Below are 17,480 nucleotides of genomic sequence, written 5' to 3' on the forward strand. Positions count from 1 at the left end.
AGTTACTCAGACTTTTAATTCATTGCATAACGACTGCAACTATCCTTAATCACTACAGATACGGCGGTGGTAGCAATTGATCCCCTACCCCTAATGGCAGCTCCGAGCTTAGAACATAAGCATAGCTAATATCGGCAAAAGTGTTGAATACCATGACCATACCGCTAGGCTCGCTTGGCAAGCGTACTGGGGTGTCGTTATCGATAGTATCGCGTACTAGTGGCCCTTTTTGATAGACGGTTAATACATCGCCAGGTTTTGCGCCTTGTGTGCTCCCTAAATTAATGGCAACCACGCTACCACGAGCCGCTGAGCTAATAGAGTCCATGACTCGGATAATCATACCACCGCGCGTGACTGTTGCAGGTTCAGGATAGAATACTGGCGCGATGTTATTATTAAGCTCGACGAATACTCGATCCCCTTCACGGACTTCTTTGCCATAGCTGGCTGTCAGCTGAATACTAGAGACGCCCTCTGTCGTGGAACTCGTCACCAATCCTGTCGCTACTTGGGTCACCTCTAAGCCGATGACTCTTAGGGTTTTTGGATCAGTATATAACTCACCCTCACGATAAACCCCATAGGTCTGACCGACAATAAGCGGTATTCCTTTGGCATAAATCTTATCACCGCTAGCAGTGATTAAATTACGGTTTTTTGAGGCCAATACATAAGGTGTGCTGTTAAAGTCTTGTGGATTGACGATTACGGTTTTGTCGAGCCATTGCTTAATAGCAGAGAGTGGAATAGCAGGAATGCTGTTGGCAACTGAGGTCACAGTGACTGCACTACTCACTGCCACACCGCTCATTTGTTTTTCAATCCCAGCACAGCCCTCACCGGTATCAACACCGATCAAGGTTTTACCTTTGATAATACATAAAATAAGCACGTCATTAGGATAAATAAGATTAGGGTTTTTTATTTGCTTATTAGTTGCCCAAATCTCTTTCCAGCGCCATGGACTGTCCAGATAGCGACCTGAGATATCCCATAAAGTATCGCCTTTTTTGACGATATATCGATTGGGAGCATCGGCTTTGATAGTAGGCGCTGGATTATTGGCATGCGCGTTGCCCATTAATAGCGCACCACTAAAGGTGGTCATCAATAGCGCTTTCGCTAAACCGTTAAAGCTTATTTTCATTATTATATCCATAAGAGTTAAGGTATAGCGTTTAAACAATAGACGCTATGATAATGGCTCTATTAAAATTTAAATTCTGGCTTACGTTTAATAGTAATTTACTAAGCTTAACACTACTGTAAGCTAACTGTACCATAGCATAATATTAGCGATTTTTTATAGAAAACTTATGGCTTATAGATATGAACACTTTTATACAGAATACTCATAGTGTTTCACATGAAACAAAATTTTCATATCGCTGAGCTTCTAAGTCTATAAATACTATTAACAAGGTAGCATCAATGTTCTATATAGCTAGTGTTAAGCTGGATTAGCCATAACTTTTTGACGAATTTGCTCAGCGACTAATTCGGCTTTATTGTCTAAGATAACCACATGCTGCTCTAAGTCCTCTAAGCCTTCGGTATGCTTAGGACGAGCAATATCTATAGGGCCGATAGCCTCGACGATCGTCTCTGCAAACTTAACAGGCAGAGCGGTTTCAGCGCAGATGATAACCTCTCCTGCTTGCTGCAATTCTTTAGCGACTTTAATACCATCAGCCGTATGCGGATCGACCAGCTCACCATGTTGCTCATATAACGCTTCAATGGTTTGCAAACGGTCAGCGTGAGTTGATTTGCCAGCGGCAAAACCATAGCGTGAATTGACCGCTTCCATTAGCTCTGCTAAATCAAAGCCCTGCCCTGACTTCACCCCTTCAAATAACTCATGTACACGAGCGCTATCTTTATCGAGTAATAAATAGACAAAGCGTTCAAAGTTAGACGCTTTAGAGATGTCCATTGAAGGGCTTGAAGTGACATAAGTTTTGTCCGTAGCGCGTGGCTGATAGGCACCTTGATTAAAAAAATCATTAAGTACGTCATTCTCATTGGTGGCCACAATCAAGCGTCCGATAGGCAAGCCCATCTCACGAGCAATGTGACCTGCGCAAATATTGCCGAAGTTACCAGATGGTACGCTAAAGCTAACTTGCTCATTATTGCTATCAGTTACCGCAAAGTAAGCCTTAAAGTAATAAACAATCTGTGCCAGTATCCGTCCCCAGTTAATAGAGTTGACTGTACCTAAGTTATAAGCGGCTTTAAACTCAGCATCTTGTTGCAGCGCTTTGACGATATCTTGGCAATCATCAAACATGCCGTCGATGGCGATATTATGGATATTAGCATCGGTCAAGCTATACATCTGCGCGCGCTGAAACTCGCTCATTTTGCCATGCGGCGAGAGCATAAAGACTTCGATGTTATCTTTACCCCGTAGCGCATATTCGGCCGCACTACCCGTATCGCCGCTAGTCGCGCCAATGATAGTAATACGCGCGTCTTGACGCTTAAGCACATACTCAAAAGCATTACCCAAGAATTGCATGGCGACATCTTTAAAGGCGAGCGTTGGGCCATTGGATAAGCCTAAAATATACAAGTCATCTTCAAGCTTACGCACAGGAACGATCTCAGCATCACCGAATACTTCAGCAGTATAAGTACGCTCGATAATATCTTTTAGATCTGCATAAGGAATATCAGTGGCAAAGCGTTGCATAATGGCTAATGCTAAATCTGGATAACTCAGCGAGCGCCACTCTTCTAAAGTAGCCTCATTAACATTTGGATAGTGCTCAGGCAGCATCAAGCCACCATCAGGAGCTAGCCCCATTAATAACACATCACTAAAATCCATCGGCTCGGTCTGACCACGGGTACTGATATATTTCATGTTTTGTCCTGTCTTTGATCGTTTTTAAATATGAGATTGTGAAATTTGTATTGGTCGTAGGCTAATGCTTTCAGCCCAGCTAATAACTTTGCTAAATCAAGATGCTGGGTTAAAAACCCAGCCTACGTAATGTTAACTAACCAAATCACAAGGCAACCTATGCAACTTAAAACCAGCTGTCTACAATCTTTTCCCACTCTTCTTTTATTGGTTTTGCAGGGAAAGGTATGTTTATCTCCTCACCTCTATCATAATACTCTTTACTAATTTCTGAATTGAGTTGTTTAAAAACCTGTATAAAATTGTCTCTGTCAAAAATCACTTTAGGAATACCTATAAACCATTCGACTGCTTCAGCATTTTGTTTTTCTATGTCATCAATTAAAACACCAAATCTTTCCCAATAGACAAATTTTTTGTCGTAGCGCTGTTCGACAACTCTAACAGTGCAATCCAAATCCACGTCATCAGGGCAGGTTAGAATAGGAACATAGGTAACTGATCTATTCTCTGGCAAACCCAAGTATTGCCAGACAGCTTCCGTCTCTGCATGATCATATAAATCTAAAGCGATGGATAAGCTGCTATCACTAACCTCATTATAAGGTTTACTATGATTGTCAGTATATTGAGCAAGCCATTCATTAATAGCTATATAATCAATAGCAAACGTAGAATAAAAAATTTCAGGACGCCATTTATTCTGCACGGTTATAACTGAAAGCTTATTCATCTAATTATCCTACTGCTTTTTGAGCAACGCATAATAAAAGCCATCACCTTTTAACTCGTCTATAGGCAAACACTGACGACCGATATCTTGCTCAATACCCCAATTACACTCTTCGGTAAGTTCGATAACGCTAGCGTCAGTATGATGATTAACAAACTCCTGCATCTGCTCGACGTTTTCTTGTTTTAATATTGAACACGTAATATAGAGCAGATAACCACCCACTTTGAGTTGTGGCCATAGATTATCTAATATCTCGCTTTGCAAACGTGCGGTTTGCTCGACATCTTCTTCACTACGCAAGATACTAATATCAGGATGGCGACGAATAACCCCAGTCGCCGTACAAGGCGCGTCTAACAATATTGCGTCAAATACGGGTGCATTATTGTCTTTGGCTTTATTCTGTCCTTGCCAGCGCGTAGCATCCGCACAAACAATCTCAAGCTGCACGTTGTCGGTATTTTTAAGATTTAAACGCTCAAGGTTCTCATGAATACGAGTAATACGCGGCGCTTCGTTATCGATAGCCGTTAGCTTAAGCGTGTGCTTTTGCTCATCGGTTTGTTCAGTATCAGACTGTTTCACATGAAACAACGACTCTTGCTTATCGGAATTTAATAACTCTATCCAATGGGCAAGCTTACCACCAGGGGCGGCGCAAGCATCTAATATCTGTAAGTCATCGGTGTTGTTATCACTACTAATCTTACTGATAAGCGCTTGATTGATCAAAGGCGCTGCCAACTGAGCATACATATCCTGAATACTAACGACACCTTCAGCGAATGACGGTAAGCCACTGACCGCTGTGGTTTGCTCTAAACGTAATACTGGTATAGTTACAGTAGCCGCCTCAGAAGCTTCGCTAGACAACTTTAAGCTAGTGTTTATCTCAACCAAATCAGCACTAATATCTGCATCTACCAATATCTGCTGATAACTCTCTACAGAATTGATTGTAGTATTGACTCGCAAAAACATCGGCGCAGGCTGTCGCAGGCCTTGCATGAGATCATCATAATCACCAGACCAGTCATGCTTTAGCTGATAGGCGAGCCAATTGGGCAGGCTATGTTTTTTATCGCACTTTTTACGGAATTTGCTAGGATTTTTGGCGACTTTACGCAAGATAGCATTGACTAAGCCACTGGCATGAGCGAACTCAATCTCTTTGACCGACTCTACGGTCTCATGAATCGCCGCATGGTCAGCCACTTCTAGATACAGCAGTTGCGTCAAGCCAACTTGGATGGTCGTGCGTACTTCTATCTCGTCGATAGGATTATCCGCTAAGCTATCAAGCAGACGCTCAAGCGCGTACCACTGACGTAAAGTAGTTAGCAGCAAGGCATGGGCAAAGCCTTTATCACCTTCATGTAAGCTATTAAGTAACGGGTCGAGGACATTAGATAAAGACTGCCCATTTTGAATAGCTAGCAAACAGCGAATCACCCGCACCCGTACGCTGCCGATCATTTTTAGATTACTGGATGGTTTGTTCTTATTGTTTCTAGCGGTTGCGGGTTGTCTCATATGACTTAATTTCCTGTGCCGTATTAGGGCATTTACATAGACTTATTGAGTTGATTGATCTGTACTTTGAATTATTTATGATTATCAGTGTTACATTCAGTCAGTGCCAAGTTCAGCGCTAAATTGGTCACCATCATCGAGCTGATTACCATGACAAATTTGCTCTGCGCTAACAGGTTTGCCACCTGCAAATTGCAAATTTGTGATAGCGAGTGTACTGCTTGGTTTGTCACTGTTAGTAGAGTTGACCAATTCATCTGCACCGCAAGCGACTAAAATTGCTTTACGACCGACGCTGATAATCGTACCCGCTGGTTTATCCGTTGGTTGAGTATGATTCACGGGTAAACTGGCTAAAACTTTAACTCGCTGACCGTTTAAAAAAGTATAAGCGCCTGGCCATGGATTCAAGCCGCGAATTTGTCTTTCAATATGAGTTGCAGACTTCGACCAGTCGATTTCGCCTTCAGACTTGATTAGCTTTTGGGCATAATTAGCTTGGGCTTCATCTTGGACTTGCGCCTGTGCTTGATAGCTTGAGATATCTTTTAGTACAGTAGCAATAGCGCTAGCGCCAAGCTCTGCCAGTTTATCATGTAAGCTTGCCGCGCTATCAGTAGTCTCGATAGCACAGCTAGTCTTAAAGAGCATATCACCTGTGTCTAAGCCCTTATCCATCTGCATAATAGTAATGCCCGTCTCACTATCACCAGCGAGTAGCGCTCGATGAATAGGCGCCGCCCCGCGCCAACGCGGTAATAATGAACCATGAATATTAAGACAGCCAAGCTCCGGTATACTTAACACGCCAATGGGCAGAATAAGCCCATAAGCGGCCACGATCATCACATCAGGCTGATAAGTGCGCAAGACTTCTCTAGCCGCAAGACCTTCGGTCACTGACTTTTTGAAGGTAGCAGGTTGTTCGACAGGAATATCATACTCAAGCGCCACTTGCTTGACCGCAGATACTGATAGCTTTTGCCCGCGTCCCGCCTTACGATCTGGCTGCGTATAGACCGCTACTATCTCTATATTTAGCGCGTCTTGCTGAGCAATCAAAGCGCTAAGGCTAATAGCCGCAAATTCAGGCGTCCCTGCAAATACTACTCTTAGTGGCTGTAGTTTATTGTCAGTAGCTAACGGCTCAGCTAATAGATCGTCAGTAGGATTTGTAAAAGTAGTCTTAGTAGCAGTCATAATAGTAGTCATAGTAGATATAGGGCGTGTTGAGAATAAACACTTAATGCATTATAGGTGAGTTTGTAGCGATGTGCTATTACTCATGATTCATAGTTCATGATGATGGATATGCTGCACTCAAAGCAGTCGTCCATGCTAATATACTAAAACTTACTATTCAATTTATAGTAGCTCGTTGCTAGCTGCTAGTAATATAGGGTCATTGGTATTTTAACTACTGCATACAAATATGGGATCAAGTGATATGCGCCAATTTAAGTCGTTAACACGCTTACTTATATTTTATGCCTTAAGCTTGCTGATTATGCTAGCTCTATATTATGTCATGATATTTTCAATGTTAAAAAATGATAGCCAGCATCATAGTCAAACCGTATTTGATGCCCTGCATTATGAGGTGACGCAACATACTACACTAACGGACACCGAAATCGTAGCTATCTTAAAAAAGCCAATTTTCCAAGATATGAGCTATCAGATCATTTTAAAGTTGCCTTCTGGGAAAAGTTACATCCATCGCTACACTGGGCCTCAAGAAAAAAAGTTTACTACCGTTATTTTTCCGTCCCTTAGCACCTCAGATGCTAATAACAATTATCAGCTGACCGATAATACCTTAACGGGCGCGATCAAGCTGGTAGGCGGTCACCAACTTTACGTAGTATTACGCCACGAGCCTTTGGATATACAGTGGCTGTCTTATCAGTATTGGTTACCCATACTGATTGCTATCGCTTTATTTTCTACAGTCGTTTTATATATGTTTAAGCGCCGATTAAACTGGCTACAGTTGCTAGGCTATATCGAAGACATGCCGACTAATGCTAAAGAGGCTCATACTCTCTCTCCTTTCATTAAAAAAGACTCTACTCCTGAATTTATACGTCTAGGTTATGCTTTAGGTCGTGTCAGCTACCAATTACATAGCAACTATCGTCGTATAAAAACCTTAAGTCATCGCTTAGAGCGTCTCGTGGATCAAGCGCCGCTACCTATGTTGATGATCATGAGCCAAGGTCAGGTTAGTTTTTTTAATCAGCGTTTTGAGCAAGTCTTTGCGACTACTTTTCAAAAAGATAACAATTATAGCTTATCAGATTTTGTGCAAAGCAATAACGAAGCCACTCAGCAGCTATTGCAGAAAATATCCACACAGCGTGTGACACGTACCTTACTCGTTTATGGTGTCGAAAATAAACTCGCCTATCATTTGCATATCACTCCATGGTTCGGTGAGCATGAGCATGAGCAAGTCCATGGCTTTACAGCATTACTAAGCCCAGTTAGCACTTTTATCAAGCAAGCTGATGATATGCGCTCACAAAATCAGCAATTACAAATACAGCTAAAAGAGTTTGCTCACCTGAGATCTATTGTAGGTCATGAGTTGCGCACTCCGCTAAGATCTATTATTAATACGCTTGAGCTTGTCATACCCTCTACTGTGTCTAACGAGCAGCAAAAGATCCTGAGTACTCTCAAGCAGTCTAGCCAGTCTATGTTGGCTATGCTAAATGACATGTTAAATGTGACCAAGGTAGCAGCAGGCAAAGTACAAATAGTGAATGAACAGACAGATATCTTTAAGATAGGATTGCAAATTAGCGAGTCGATAGTGAATCATGCTCGTCAAAAAGATATCGAACTGCTGTACTTATTCATGCCTGAGTGTCCTCGGTTTATTAGCACAGATGTTGAGCGACTACAGCAAATACTGCTCAACTTTATGAATAATGCTATAAAACTCACTCAATCAGGTTACGTATCTTTAGTGATAGAGCCAGTATTTGGGCGGCAGAGTCCTAATGCAAATAAGGCTTTGCTCAGTAGTCATTTTAGTGAGGACAAGTTTTCTTTGGTTGATGAGGCGGTTGTATCAGTTAGCAGCAAAAGGCTTGAACCTTTGAGTATTTATTTTAATAAAGCTGCTGATGTCAATGGTGATAAAGCTGAGATTACCACTCATCAACATTGGATACGCTTCAGTGTTAAAGACACTGGTAATAGTATCACTGAAGCTGAACAAAAAAAGCTGTTCTCCTACTTTGATCAGGATAATATTAAAACGAGTCATAAGTTCGATGACAAACAATTAGGACTGACGATATCTAATAGTTTTGCAAAACTACTTGGCGGCTTTGTTCAGCTCGACAGTAATAATAGCTCAGAAAACGTGTTCTCTTTATACTTACCTTGCCTAGCACCGATCTATCAGCCAGCCTATGATTTTCACCCTAGCCAGACGCCTATCTATCTTATTGCGCTGGTCAAACATGATATCTGCTTAAATTATTTACAGCGGCTTTGCCAGCATCTCTCAATTAGTGCTAGTATCTATACTATCAGTGATGCGCCAAGTAGCGCCGAGCTTGCCAAATATATAGCCGATAAAAGAGCAGTCTTCGCTCCTATACTGTTGTTAGAAAGTGAAGAGCATCATAGTTATAAGACTGATACTGATACTGATAGGCATAATGTTCAAAATGGCAAAAATACAACACCTTATCGCGATTTGAATCGTCTACTTACTTTGCCATTACCTAAAATATTGCTAAGTATGAAGCCTGAACGTGATATTTCATTAGATTATTTGCAGCAGTTTGACGGGTTTTTGAATAAACCTTTAGATGTTACACTACTGTTATCTGAGCTGCTGCGCTTAACCCAGCCTAAGTTTTTAACCCAGCCCGCTTATATATCGAACAGTATTACCGATAATAAACGCAAAAACTTTCATGAGAAAATAGCCTTGTCAACTTCTACTCCTCTTACGGCAAATAGTACTGATACCTCAAAGTCAGATAAACTGACAGCACCTCTTATTCTTGTTGTTGAAGATAATATGATCAACCAAAGAGTAGCTTGTAAACTATTAGATCGCTTAGGATATCGAACTATCGTAGCTGAAGACGGCCAGCAAGCTCTAGAGCAGTTGGCCGCGGCAAGAGCGCAAATCTCACTTATCTTGATGGACTGCCGAATGCCTGTGATGGATGGCCTACAAGCTACGCAAGCTATTCGAGCACAAGGTGACTCTATACCTATCGTAGCGCTGACAGCTAATACTTCAAAAGAAGATGAGGAGTCTTGTTATGCCTCAGGAATGGATGACTTTTTGCCAAAGCCTGTCAATAAAGAACAACTTGAGGCAGCACTAAAACGCTTTATTGTTGATTAATCACCCTTATAGGCTTTCCTGAGCTCTCAGACTACCCTCTTCAAAAGTCGCTAAATCAATTACTTCATAAAGCCATTATCAGCCAAAAAGTCTTCGGTAATATTGCTCTTAGAATCAGAGGCATTCATAGTACCTGTTTGCGCTTTAGTCAATAACCGCTCCAAGTAACGAGCAACTAGATCCACCTCAACATTAACCTTATCGCCAACCAGCCAATGCTGTGAGATGTTGGTCATCTTTGCTGTATGTGGAATGATATTAAGACAGACGATGTTATCGCGGACTAAATTTGTCGTCAGACTAATACCATCAAGGGTAATAGAGCCTTTAGTCGCCGTATAATGTGCCAGCTCATGCGGTACTTCAATCTCTATATAGATAGAGCGAGCGTCTTGTTGTAGCTTACTGACCACGCCTACCCCATCAACATGACCTGAAACGATATGACCACCGAACCGAGTAGTCGGTAGCATCGCTTTTTCTAAGTTTACTTTGTGACCTATTTTTAGATCTTGTAGTGCGGTACGTGCGATGGTTTCACGTGACACATCGACTGCATAATAATTATCACCTAGCTCTACTACCGTTAGGCATATGCCATTAGAGGCAATAGAGTCCCCTAAAGAGACATCAGAGAAATCCAGCTCATCCGACTCTATAATCAGACGAATATCCCCACCAGTAGGTTGCATGGCTTTCACTTTGCCAACGCTTTCGATAATGCCAGTAAACATAGAACCTCACTTTGTTATCTTATTTATATTTCTAATTAAAATACCTATTCTTGCAGAAATTTTCAATGGTATAAGTTGTGGATAAGTATAAGCTATTTGTATAACTTCATAATAAAAAGGTTGGTTTTCCAAACTTATCCACAGCAAGTATGCTTTTGTGAAAAAAATAAAATATAGCTACATATGTAGTAGACCCTTTGCGCTATAACGTTTTCGAGATTTAAATAAAAATATATTTACAAGTTTAGTTTCACATGAAACAAAGTTATACACAGTTTCATGTGAAACTATCAAACACTTATCAATATCTAGTTATATTTCAATTTTAAACATTTATTTGGCAATGAACGATTTGACTAACCCAGTGGCTTAGAGTGCTGTCAGAGTAATCTTAATGTCTGATTCCATATGTTCAACGTTATGATACTTAAACCGCAGCTGCTGAGCTAACGTCAAAGGATTGAAGTTAATCATAGCTTGCGCTTGCGACCCCAACAGACAAGGTGCTTGATAGACAATAAGTTCATCAACTAACTGCTGGCTTATAAAGCTACCTGCGACACTAGCCCCTGCCTCAACTAAAACATCATAGCACTGATGCTCACTGACCAAACGTTTTAGCAACATCGATAGATCATCATCGCGCCAATATAAGGTATCGGCTTGCTGACAGAGTTTATAAGATGACTTAGTATCATAAGCCAAACGCTCGCTTCTATCGAGTATCACAACCAGTGGCTGAGGAACCTTTTCTACGTCTATGCCTAAGTGGGTTGAGCGTACATTTAGCTTAGGATTATCAGCAATAACCGTCTGACTACCTGTGATAATAGCCGCACTTTTTGCTCGTAGCTTTTGCACATCCTCTCTTGCCGCTGCACCAGTAATCCACTTCGACTCACCTGATGCCATTGCCGTACGCCCATCAAGACTAGTGGCGATTTTTAAGCGTACATAAGGCATTTGTGTACGCATCGCCTTCAAAAAACCTTGATTTAAGGCTTCAGCTTGCTCAGCTAGCACGCCCACTCTCACAGTAATACCAGCCTGCTGTAATAACGCTACCCCGCGACCTGCTACTTTTGGATTAGGATCGAGTCCTGCGATGACCACCCGTTTGATACCAGCCGTTATTAAGGCTTCTGCACAAGGCGGCGTACGCCCTGTATGACTGCATGGCTCCAAGGTAACGTAAGCGGTCGCGCCAGCTGCCCTATCTCCAGCGTCTTTAAGTGCAAAGACTTCAGCGTGTGGCAATCCTGCTTGCGGATGAAAGCCCTGACCCACCATTTGCTCTGCTTGTACGATAACACAGCCGACTGCTGGATTAGGCCGTGTCGTATACATACCAAGCCGTGCCTGCTCTACGGCTAGCATCATAAAATAGTTATCTTGAGCATTTTGATCAGGAGTGATAGTTGGCATAAGAAGGTCACATTTAATAGGGGTTTAGCAGTGCAACTAGCAAAAATTAGCCGTCGCTTTTATCATTAGGGCGAATATTGGCAATCTCTTGATGAAAAGCATCGATATCTTGAAAATCACGATAGACGCTAGCGAAACGTACATAAGCCACATCATCAAGTGATTTGAGCTCACTCATGATAATCTCTCCTAACACCTTGCTATTGATTTCACGCTCGCCCATCTGTCGTACACGTTTTTCAATACGACTGATCATACCCTCCTGCTCATCGATAGTGATCGGTCGCTTTTGTAGCGGCAACAGAATAGAGCGGCGTAGTTTTTCATTATCATAGGGCTCAATTTTGCCACTGGACTTTATGATACGAGGCATAACTACCTCTACCATCTCAAAAGTTGTAAAGCGCTCTTGGCAACCATTACAGGATCTGCGGCGACGTACTTGCGCACCTTCTGCCGCTAAGCGTGAATCAATAACTTTAGTCTCTGAAGCGTTACAATAAGGACAGTGCATACTGTATTCCTAATATTAGCTTTATACTAATCAAAATTATTTACCAATACAAAAGCTGCCAAATATTTTACCTAATAAGTCATCGGCACTAAACTCACCAGTGATTTCGCCCAGGCTTATTTGAGCTTGACGCAAGCTTTCTGCGACCAGCTCTCCTGCCTGAAATACTGTGAGCTGCTCATGCGCCTCAAACAGATAATCAGTGGTACGTCTTAACGCATCTAAGTGACGAGTACGGGCAATAAGACTGTTTTCTGGTGGATGAAAGCCTACTTTAGCACACAAGGCCGCTGTTAAGTCCTCGATGCCTGCGCCTGTTTCACATGAAACATTAACTTGCTCATAATCTTTATTATTAGCATAATGAATAATCGTAGAGCTTAATGGTTCTGTAGTTTCCATCTTACTTTGACTGATTAAATCACTTTTATTAGCGATAATTAGTAAGCGCTCAGGTTCAGGCAGCTTACCAAATAGCTGCTCGGCTAACTGCAGTGGCGTACTATCGCCTGCTATATCACGAGTGACATCATAGACTAGCAGTAGCATATCAGCTTGGGTAATAGCAGTATGTGCACGTGCGATACCGATACGCTCAACCGTATCCTCGGTATCACGTAAGCCTGCGGTATCAGTCAAATGTAAGGTCAAACCATTTAATACCACCGTCTCTTGTAACGTATCGCGGGTCGTCCCTGCCACCTCAGTGACAATAGCGCGCTCTTGACCTGCTAAGCGATTGAGCAAACTTGACTTACCCGCATTCGGGCGCCCTGCAAGCACCACATGGATACCATCACGCAGTAACTGTCCTTGCTTTGCAGTTGCTAATACTTGCTGTATTTGTGCCTGCACTTGCTCAAGCTTGCCTTGTATAACACCATCTGATAAAAAGTCTACATCCTCTTCATCGGGGAAATCAATCGCCGCTTCGACATGTAGTCGAAGATGAATGAGTTGTTCTAATAGCTGATTGATCTTTTGCGAGAATTCACCACTTAACGAGCGAATAGCACTACTAGCCGCAGCAGCACTGGTAGCATCGATAGCATCAGCGATCGCTTCAGCTTGCAGTAGATCTATTTTATCATTATCAAAAGCGCGATAAGAGAACTCACCAGCGCTTGCTTGCTTAGCGCCAAGCTCAAACGCTCGCGCTAATAGCTGATTCTGTAATATAACACCGCCATGGCCTTGTAGCTCAATCACATCCTCACCTGTAAAGGAATGCGGCGCTTTAAAATAAAGCACTAAGCCCTCGTCAACTACGGTACCATCAGCCTGATAAAAGCGACAAAAACTGGCGAGTCTTGGGGTAAATTCAGTCTTACCTGTCAGCAAACAAGCTATTGCATAAGCTTTTGATCCTGACAGACGGATAATACCAACACCACCACGCCCAAGTGGCGTAGCTATGGCAGCAATCGTAGTAGACACAGATAAAACCGATGAATCAGTCGGTTTCGTAGTAATAGAATTCACAACCGCTCTCAATAGCTAAAACCACCATTATAGACGGCTAAGCTTAGACTAACAAAACAAACTTGAAATTGATCTACGATAATCATCACTTCGATTCAGTTCAGACATAAAAAAACCATCGCGATTGCGATGGTTTTTTATTTTCGATCAGCTCATCTAGCCCTCTAAAACTTTAACAGTACGATGCTTTTGCTCAGTTTCAACCTTTTTATTGATCAGGTACTGTTGAGTCATACTGAACAAGTTGTTCACAGTCCAATACAGTACTAAACCTGCTGGGAAGAACAGCATAAAAGCGGTGAAAATAATAGGCAAAAACTTCATAACTTTTGCTTGCATAGGATCAGTAGGCTGCGGGTTTAGCTGCTGTTGGGTAAACATTGAAGCACCCATCAATAGCGGCAAGATAAACCAAGGATCCATGGCTGATAAATCGTTAATCCATAGAATCCAAGGCGCATGACGCAGCTCGACACTCTCGACCAGCACCCAATATAACGCTAAGAAAATAGGCATCTGCATCAATATAGGCAGACAACCTGCCATAGGATTAACTTTCTCTTCTTTATAAATCCCCATCATTGCTTGCGACATCTTCATCCGATCATCGCCATGCTCTTCTTTAAGAGCAGCCAGTCGTGGAGCAATAGCACGCATTTTTGCCATTGAATAGTAGCTCTTATTAGAGAACCACATCAGCGCAATCTTAACCAATATCGTCAATAGGATGATAGACCAACCCCAGTTGCCGATCACTTTATGAATACCATCTAGAATTGCAAATAATATCTTAGAGATAGGCCAGAGCAGACCGTAATCAACGGTTTGATTGAGACCAACTGCTACGTCTTTAAGCTCAGACTGTACCTTAGGACCTGCATATAGCGTCGCGGTCAAAGTCGCCTGTTTATTTGCGGCTATATTAATTGGTTGACTATTAAAACCAATAAAGTACTCATCAGCGGTTTCACGACTAAAGAAGTTACCTGTAAAGTTTTCAGGTGTCCATGCTGACACAAAATAATGCTGCACAATACCAACCCAGCCACTATCGCTAGTCGTTGTAGTCAGCTCACCATCGCTAAAGTCATTAAACTTAAGCTTATTATAAGGATCATCTGGCGTACCCCAAGCACCGCCTAGATAGGTTGCCATGCTAAGTGCACCCTTATCAGACATACCAGGATCTTTACTAGCATCACGTTTTAGTTGTGCAAATAACTGTCCTTGCCATGGATTTGCTGACTGGTTTTGAATCTGGTAACTGACATCGATAGGGTACTTATCATGAGTAAAGGTAAAGGTCTTAGTGATCGTCACCCCATCTTTTTGATAAGTAAGTGGTACTGCTAAAGTCTGCTGACCTTCAGTCATCGTGTAGCTGTTAGCACTATGACTATAGTTAGCTCGACCATCAGCCGTATCAATACCATCAACGCCAATCAATCCTGACTGCGCAACATAAACACGATTACTATCATTTTCTAATAGCACAAAAGGCTGATCGCTATCGAGCGTCGCGTTATATTGCTTAAGCGCTGCATAAACGATATCCCCTCCTTCTGGATTGATCTTGATATCGTAACGGTTGGTTGTCACGGTAATCAAACCAGTATCTGTAGCTGGCGTTGCTACCGCGTTGTTGTTAGCAGTAGGCAGCGTTTGCACTGGAATATCACCAGCCGCACCAGTTGTCGATGGAATATCAGACCCTACCGAAGTTGCCGTATTAGGGACAGCCTCTACAGGTGTGGCATCAGAATAATCATCTCGCCATGCCAAAATCAGCAGATAAGCGGTAATTAGCATCGCGATGATGATCATTACCCGAAGTATCTTTTGCATAAACCTTTCCTAGATTAAAAAATTAGGGCATAAAAATAGGGTATTGATCAGAGTTACCCACAAGTTATCCACAGAACCAGCAGTTATTTGCATAAAATGTGCATTATTTTACTAAAAATAAACCCTAAATGATACCAACAGTGTGGATAAGTTGTGGATAACTCTAATTCAATGAGGATAACCTCAGTAAACTATGATTGGTACATTTAAAACAAGGGCAGATTGTGGATAAGCTGAAATGTAGATAATCAACTTGTGGATAACTCTTGTTAGTTATCCACATGCTCCTTGATACTAGCGCATCAAGTCGTTCAGACGTGCCACGTAACTGCTATCGTCACGGTAAACACTGCTATAAGTGCTTTTATTAAGCCTACTGCTTTTCAATGGTTCTATTTTCAGAGATATATTTATATCACTACTGTTCATATCATCAATGGTTGAAACAAATTTATAGTAATAATGATTTAAAGGTAGGGGAACAAAATCAACCCCGTGTCCACCCCATGGCTGGCAACGAGACAGGCGTTTTAATAGTAACCAGCTACCTGATCTAACCCCATGCCATGCTAACGCCTGTTTACCATAACTTGAACAGGTTGGGTAATAACGACAACGTGCAGGTAATAATGGGCTTATTATTCTTTGATAAAAATTAATGAATGAAATAATAAATAGATAAACATATCTATTTATTATTTTTGTAGTTTTTAACATTCTATTTTTTTTCTATTTTTTTAAAAATATTATTTATCTCTATTATTAAATTTTTACTGTTTAATTCATCAATAGATTTTTTAACTATAAAAACAATATCTTTATTTTCTAACCTATAGCTTTGCAAGCGAAAGTTTTCACGAATCTGACGTTTAATTAAATTTCGTTTTACGGCAGTAGGTACTTTACGTTTCGTTATCGCCATGCCTATACGCGGTTTTTCACTGTCATTACTACGCACAAACGCCATCAAATGAGTCTGATGTAGTTTTCGTTCAGGCGCATCAAATACCTCTTTGAACGCAGTTGGCGTGAGCAGACGCTGCTCCTTTGTGAATGTCGCAGTAGTTACAGCTGATACAGGATTTGACATAGTACAACTCAAAATAGAAGCATAAAACATAGCGACAAAAAAAGCGCCAATAAGGGCGCTTTTAATATAGGGCTACGGCTAAGTATAGACCAATCATTACACAATACTAAATAATTAATAGAATTATACAGTAAGGCGATGACGACCTTTAGCACGGCGACGAGCTAATACTTGACGGCCTTTTTTTGTTGCCATACGAGCACGGAAACCGTGAGTACGTTTGCGTTTAATCACGCTTGGTTGGAATGTACGTTTCATAACTCACCTATCAAAATAATGGACTAAATTCGCAATAATGCAGGATTATATCATCAGATGAAATATAGGTCAATAAACTAATTTATAGTTTTACTAAAAATCCAAAACCTAGTAAGAGAGAGACTCTCATTAGTTTAATAACCTGTCACAGAATCTTATATATAATTTGACTATTTTAAAAAGTTATCCACAGAAATTATCGAATCCTATAATAATTAAAGATTAATATATATTAGTATTGTTATTATTGGCACCCCTATTTTCTGAGGATAAGTGGAGATTCTCCTTTTTTATCAAAAGACTAGACTATGGATAACTCTGTGGGCAACCTGTGGACGAAATGGGGGTAACTCACCAATATTAGTTATCCCCAAAACTATCCACAGAGTTATCCCCAAAAAACAGGATGTTATCCACAGGTTGTTTGTGTTAGATTAGCATCCTACTCAGACAGCAATTTTCGATATTGTTGTGTGCAATAATTCTCAGTATAAGATTTTAGAAATTTATATTGAAAAGAGTTAAGGATATGAGCTAATAGTGATATCTCATAGCAGTATTCGATAATAATCAATAATAAAATTAAATATTAAGGTCAGTATTTTTC

14 protein-coding genes are annotated in these 17,480 nt (G+C 41.2%); 1 reads left to right on the plus strand and 13 read right to left on the minus strand.

The annotated features are described in order from the left end of the window. Nucleotides 1-52: 52 nt before the first annotated feature. The 5 genes from Q9G97_RS13350 to fmt all read right to left on the minus strand — a co-directional run bounded on the left by Q9G97_RS13350 (nt 53) and on the right by fmt (nt 6,344). Entirely contained in the window at nt 53-1,150 is a 1,098-nt protein-coding gene (locus Q9G97_RS13350; protein ID WP_305899202.1) for a LysM peptidoglycan-binding domain-containing protein, read from the minus strand. Nucleotides 1,151-1,453: 303 nt separating this feature from the next. Continuing rightward, nucleotides 1,454-2,875 carry a threonine synthase gene (gene thrC / locus Q9G97_RS13355; protein ID WP_305899203.1) on the minus strand — a complete coding sequence of 474 codons (1,422 nt, stop codon included), beginning with the start codon at nt 2,873-2,875 and terminating at the stop codon, nt 1,454-1,456. 166 nt (nt 2,876-3,041) lie between these two features. Further along, nucleotides 3,042-3,608, minus strand: a complete 567-nt coding sequence (locus tag Q9G97_RS13360) for a hypothetical protein (RefSeq protein ID WP_305899204.1) — start codon at nt 3,606-3,608, stop codon at nt 3,042-3,044. A gap of 9 nt (nt 3,609-3,617) precedes the next feature. Further along, on the minus strand, nt 3,618-5,144 hold the full coding sequence (locus tag Q9G97_RS13365) for a transcription antitermination factor NusB (RefSeq protein ID WP_305899205.1): 1,527 nt from the start codon (nt 5,142-5,144) through the stop codon (nt 3,618-3,620). A gap of 96 nt (nt 5,145-5,240) precedes the next feature. After that, on the minus strand, nt 5,241-6,344 hold the full coding sequence (gene fmt, locus Q9G97_RS13370) for a methionyl-tRNA formyltransferase (protein ID WP_305899206.1): 1,104 nt from the start codon (nt 6,342-6,344) through the stop codon (nt 5,241-5,243). A gap of 340 nt (nt 6,345-6,684) precedes the next feature. On the opposite strand from fmt, the gene Q9G97_RS13375 reads away from it, so the two are divergent. Beyond that, on the plus strand, nt 6,685-9,525 hold the full coding sequence (locus tag Q9G97_RS13375; protein ID WP_305899207.1) for a response regulator: 2,841 nt from the start codon (nt 6,685-6,687) through the stop codon (nt 9,523-9,525). Between the two features lie 59 nt (nt 9,526-9,584). Here Q9G97_RS13375 and Q9G97_RS13380 read toward each other — a convergent pair whose 3' ends face one another. The 8 genes from Q9G97_RS13380 to rpmH all read right to left on the minus strand — a co-directional run bounded on the left by Q9G97_RS13380 (nt 9,585) and on the right by rpmH (nt 16,873). Next, the gene (locus tag Q9G97_RS13380) at nt 9,585-10,259 is read right to left on the minus strand and encodes a riboflavin synthase (RefSeq protein WP_305899208.1); all 675 of its coding nucleotides are present in this window, start codon (nt 10,257-10,259) and stop codon (nt 9,585-9,587) included. 369 nt (nt 10,260-10,628) lie between these two features. After that, complete coding sequence (ribD, locus tag Q9G97_RS13385) at nt 10,629-11,684, minus strand: bifunctional diaminohydroxyphosphoribosylaminopyrimidine deaminase/5-amino-6-(5-phosphoribosylamino)uracil reductase RibD (protein ID WP_305899209.1); 1,056 nt, start codon at nt 11,682-11,684, stop codon at nt 10,629-10,631. Nucleotides 11,685-11,730: 46 nt separating this feature from the next. Beyond that, nucleotides 11,731-12,198 (minus strand): transcriptional regulator NrdR, encoded by a 468-nt coding sequence (nrdR, locus tag Q9G97_RS13390; protein ID WP_201570711.1) that lies wholly within the window; start codon nt 12,196-12,198, stop codon nt 11,731-11,733. Nucleotides 12,199-12,234: 36 nt separating this feature from the next. Next, entirely contained in the window at nt 12,235-13,680 is a 1,446-nt protein-coding gene (mnmE, locus tag Q9G97_RS13395) for a tRNA uridine-5-carboxymethylaminomethyl(34) synthesis GTPase MnmE (protein ID WP_305899210.1), read from the minus strand. Nucleotides 13,681-13,836: 156 nt separating this feature from the next. Beyond that, complete coding sequence (gene yidC, locus Q9G97_RS13400) at nt 13,837-15,525, minus strand: membrane protein insertase YidC (RefSeq protein WP_305899211.1); 1,689 nt, start codon at nt 15,523-15,525, stop codon at nt 13,837-13,839. Nucleotides 15,526-15,819: 294 nt separating this feature from the next. Further along, nucleotides 15,820-16,242 (minus strand): membrane protein insertion efficiency factor YidD, encoded by a 423-nt coding sequence (gene yidD / locus Q9G97_RS13405; protein ID WP_305899212.1) that lies wholly within the window; start codon nt 16,240-16,242, stop codon nt 15,820-15,822. Nucleotide 16,243: 1 nt separating this feature from the next. After that, nucleotides 16,244-16,615, minus strand: coding sequence for a ribonuclease P protein component (gene rnpA, locus Q9G97_RS13410; protein ID WP_305899213.1), 372 nt, complete (start codon nt 16,613-16,615; stop codon nt 16,244-16,246). A gap of 123 nt (nt 16,616-16,738) precedes the next feature. Continuing rightward, a complete protein-coding gene (gene rpmH / locus Q9G97_RS13415; RefSeq protein ID WP_007394757.1) occupies nt 16,739-16,873 on the minus strand; it encodes a 50S ribosomal protein L34 in 135 nt (44 codons plus the stop codon). Nucleotides 16,874-17,480 lie beyond the last annotated feature (607 nt).

The sequence above is a fragment of the Psychrobacter sp. M13 genome (genome assembly GCF_030718935.1).
Classification (GTDB): Bacteria; Pseudomonadota; Gammaproteobacteria; order Pseudomonadales; family Moraxellaceae; genus Psychrobacter; species Psychrobacter immobilis_G.

What these genes read in the sequence shown, in the direction of transcription:
- fmt (WP_305899206.1), bottom strand. Translation starts at nt 6,344, where the DNA reads ATGACTGCTACTAAGACTACTTTTACAAATCCTACTGACGATCTATTA.
- rpmH (WP_007394757.1), bottom strand. Translation starts at nt 16,873, where the DNA reads ATGAAACGTACATTCCAACCAAGCGTGATTAAACGCAAACGTACTCAC.
- Q9G97_RS13380 (WP_305899208.1), bottom strand. Translation starts at nt 10,259, where the DNA reads ATGTTTACTGGCATTATCGAAAGCGTTGGCAAAGTGAAAGCCATGCAA.
- rnpA (WP_305899213.1), bottom strand. Translation starts at nt 16,615, where the DNA reads ATGTCAAATCCTGTATCAGCTGTAACTACTGCGACATTCACAAAGGAG.
- thrC (WP_305899203.1), bottom strand. Translation starts at nt 2,875, where the DNA reads ATGAAATATATCAGTACCCGTGGTCAGACCGAGCCGATGGATTTTAGT.
- Q9G97_RS13375 (WP_305899207.1), top strand. Translation starts at nt 6,685, where the DNA reads ATGTTAAAAAATGATAGCCAGCATCATAGTCAAACCGTATTTGATGCC.
- Q9G97_RS13360 (WP_305899204.1), bottom strand. Translation starts at nt 3,608, where the DNA reads ATGAATAAGCTTTCAGTTATAACCGTGCAGAATAAATGGCGTCCTGAA.
- nrdR (WP_201570711.1), bottom strand. Translation starts at nt 12,198, where the DNA reads ATGCACTGTCCTTATTGTAACGCTTCAGAGACTAAAGTTATTGATTCA.
- ribD (WP_305899209.1), bottom strand. Translation starts at nt 11,684, where the DNA reads ATGCCAACTATCACTCCTGATCAAAATGCTCAAGATAACTATTTTATG.
- Q9G97_RS13350 (WP_305899202.1), bottom strand. Translation starts at nt 1,150, where the DNA reads ATGAAAATAAGCTTTAACGGTTTAGCGAAAGCGCTATTGATGACCACC.
- yidD (WP_305899212.1), bottom strand. Translation starts at nt 16,242, where the DNA reads ATGTTAAAAACTACAAAAATAATAAATAGATATGTTTATCTATTTATT.
- yidC (WP_305899211.1), bottom strand. Translation starts at nt 15,525, where the DNA reads ATGCAAAAGATACTTCGGGTAATGATCATCATCGCGATGCTAATTACC.
- Q9G97_RS13365 (WP_305899205.1), bottom strand. Translation starts at nt 5,144, where the DNA reads ATGAGACAACCCGCAACCGCTAGAAACAATAAGAACAAACCATCCAGT.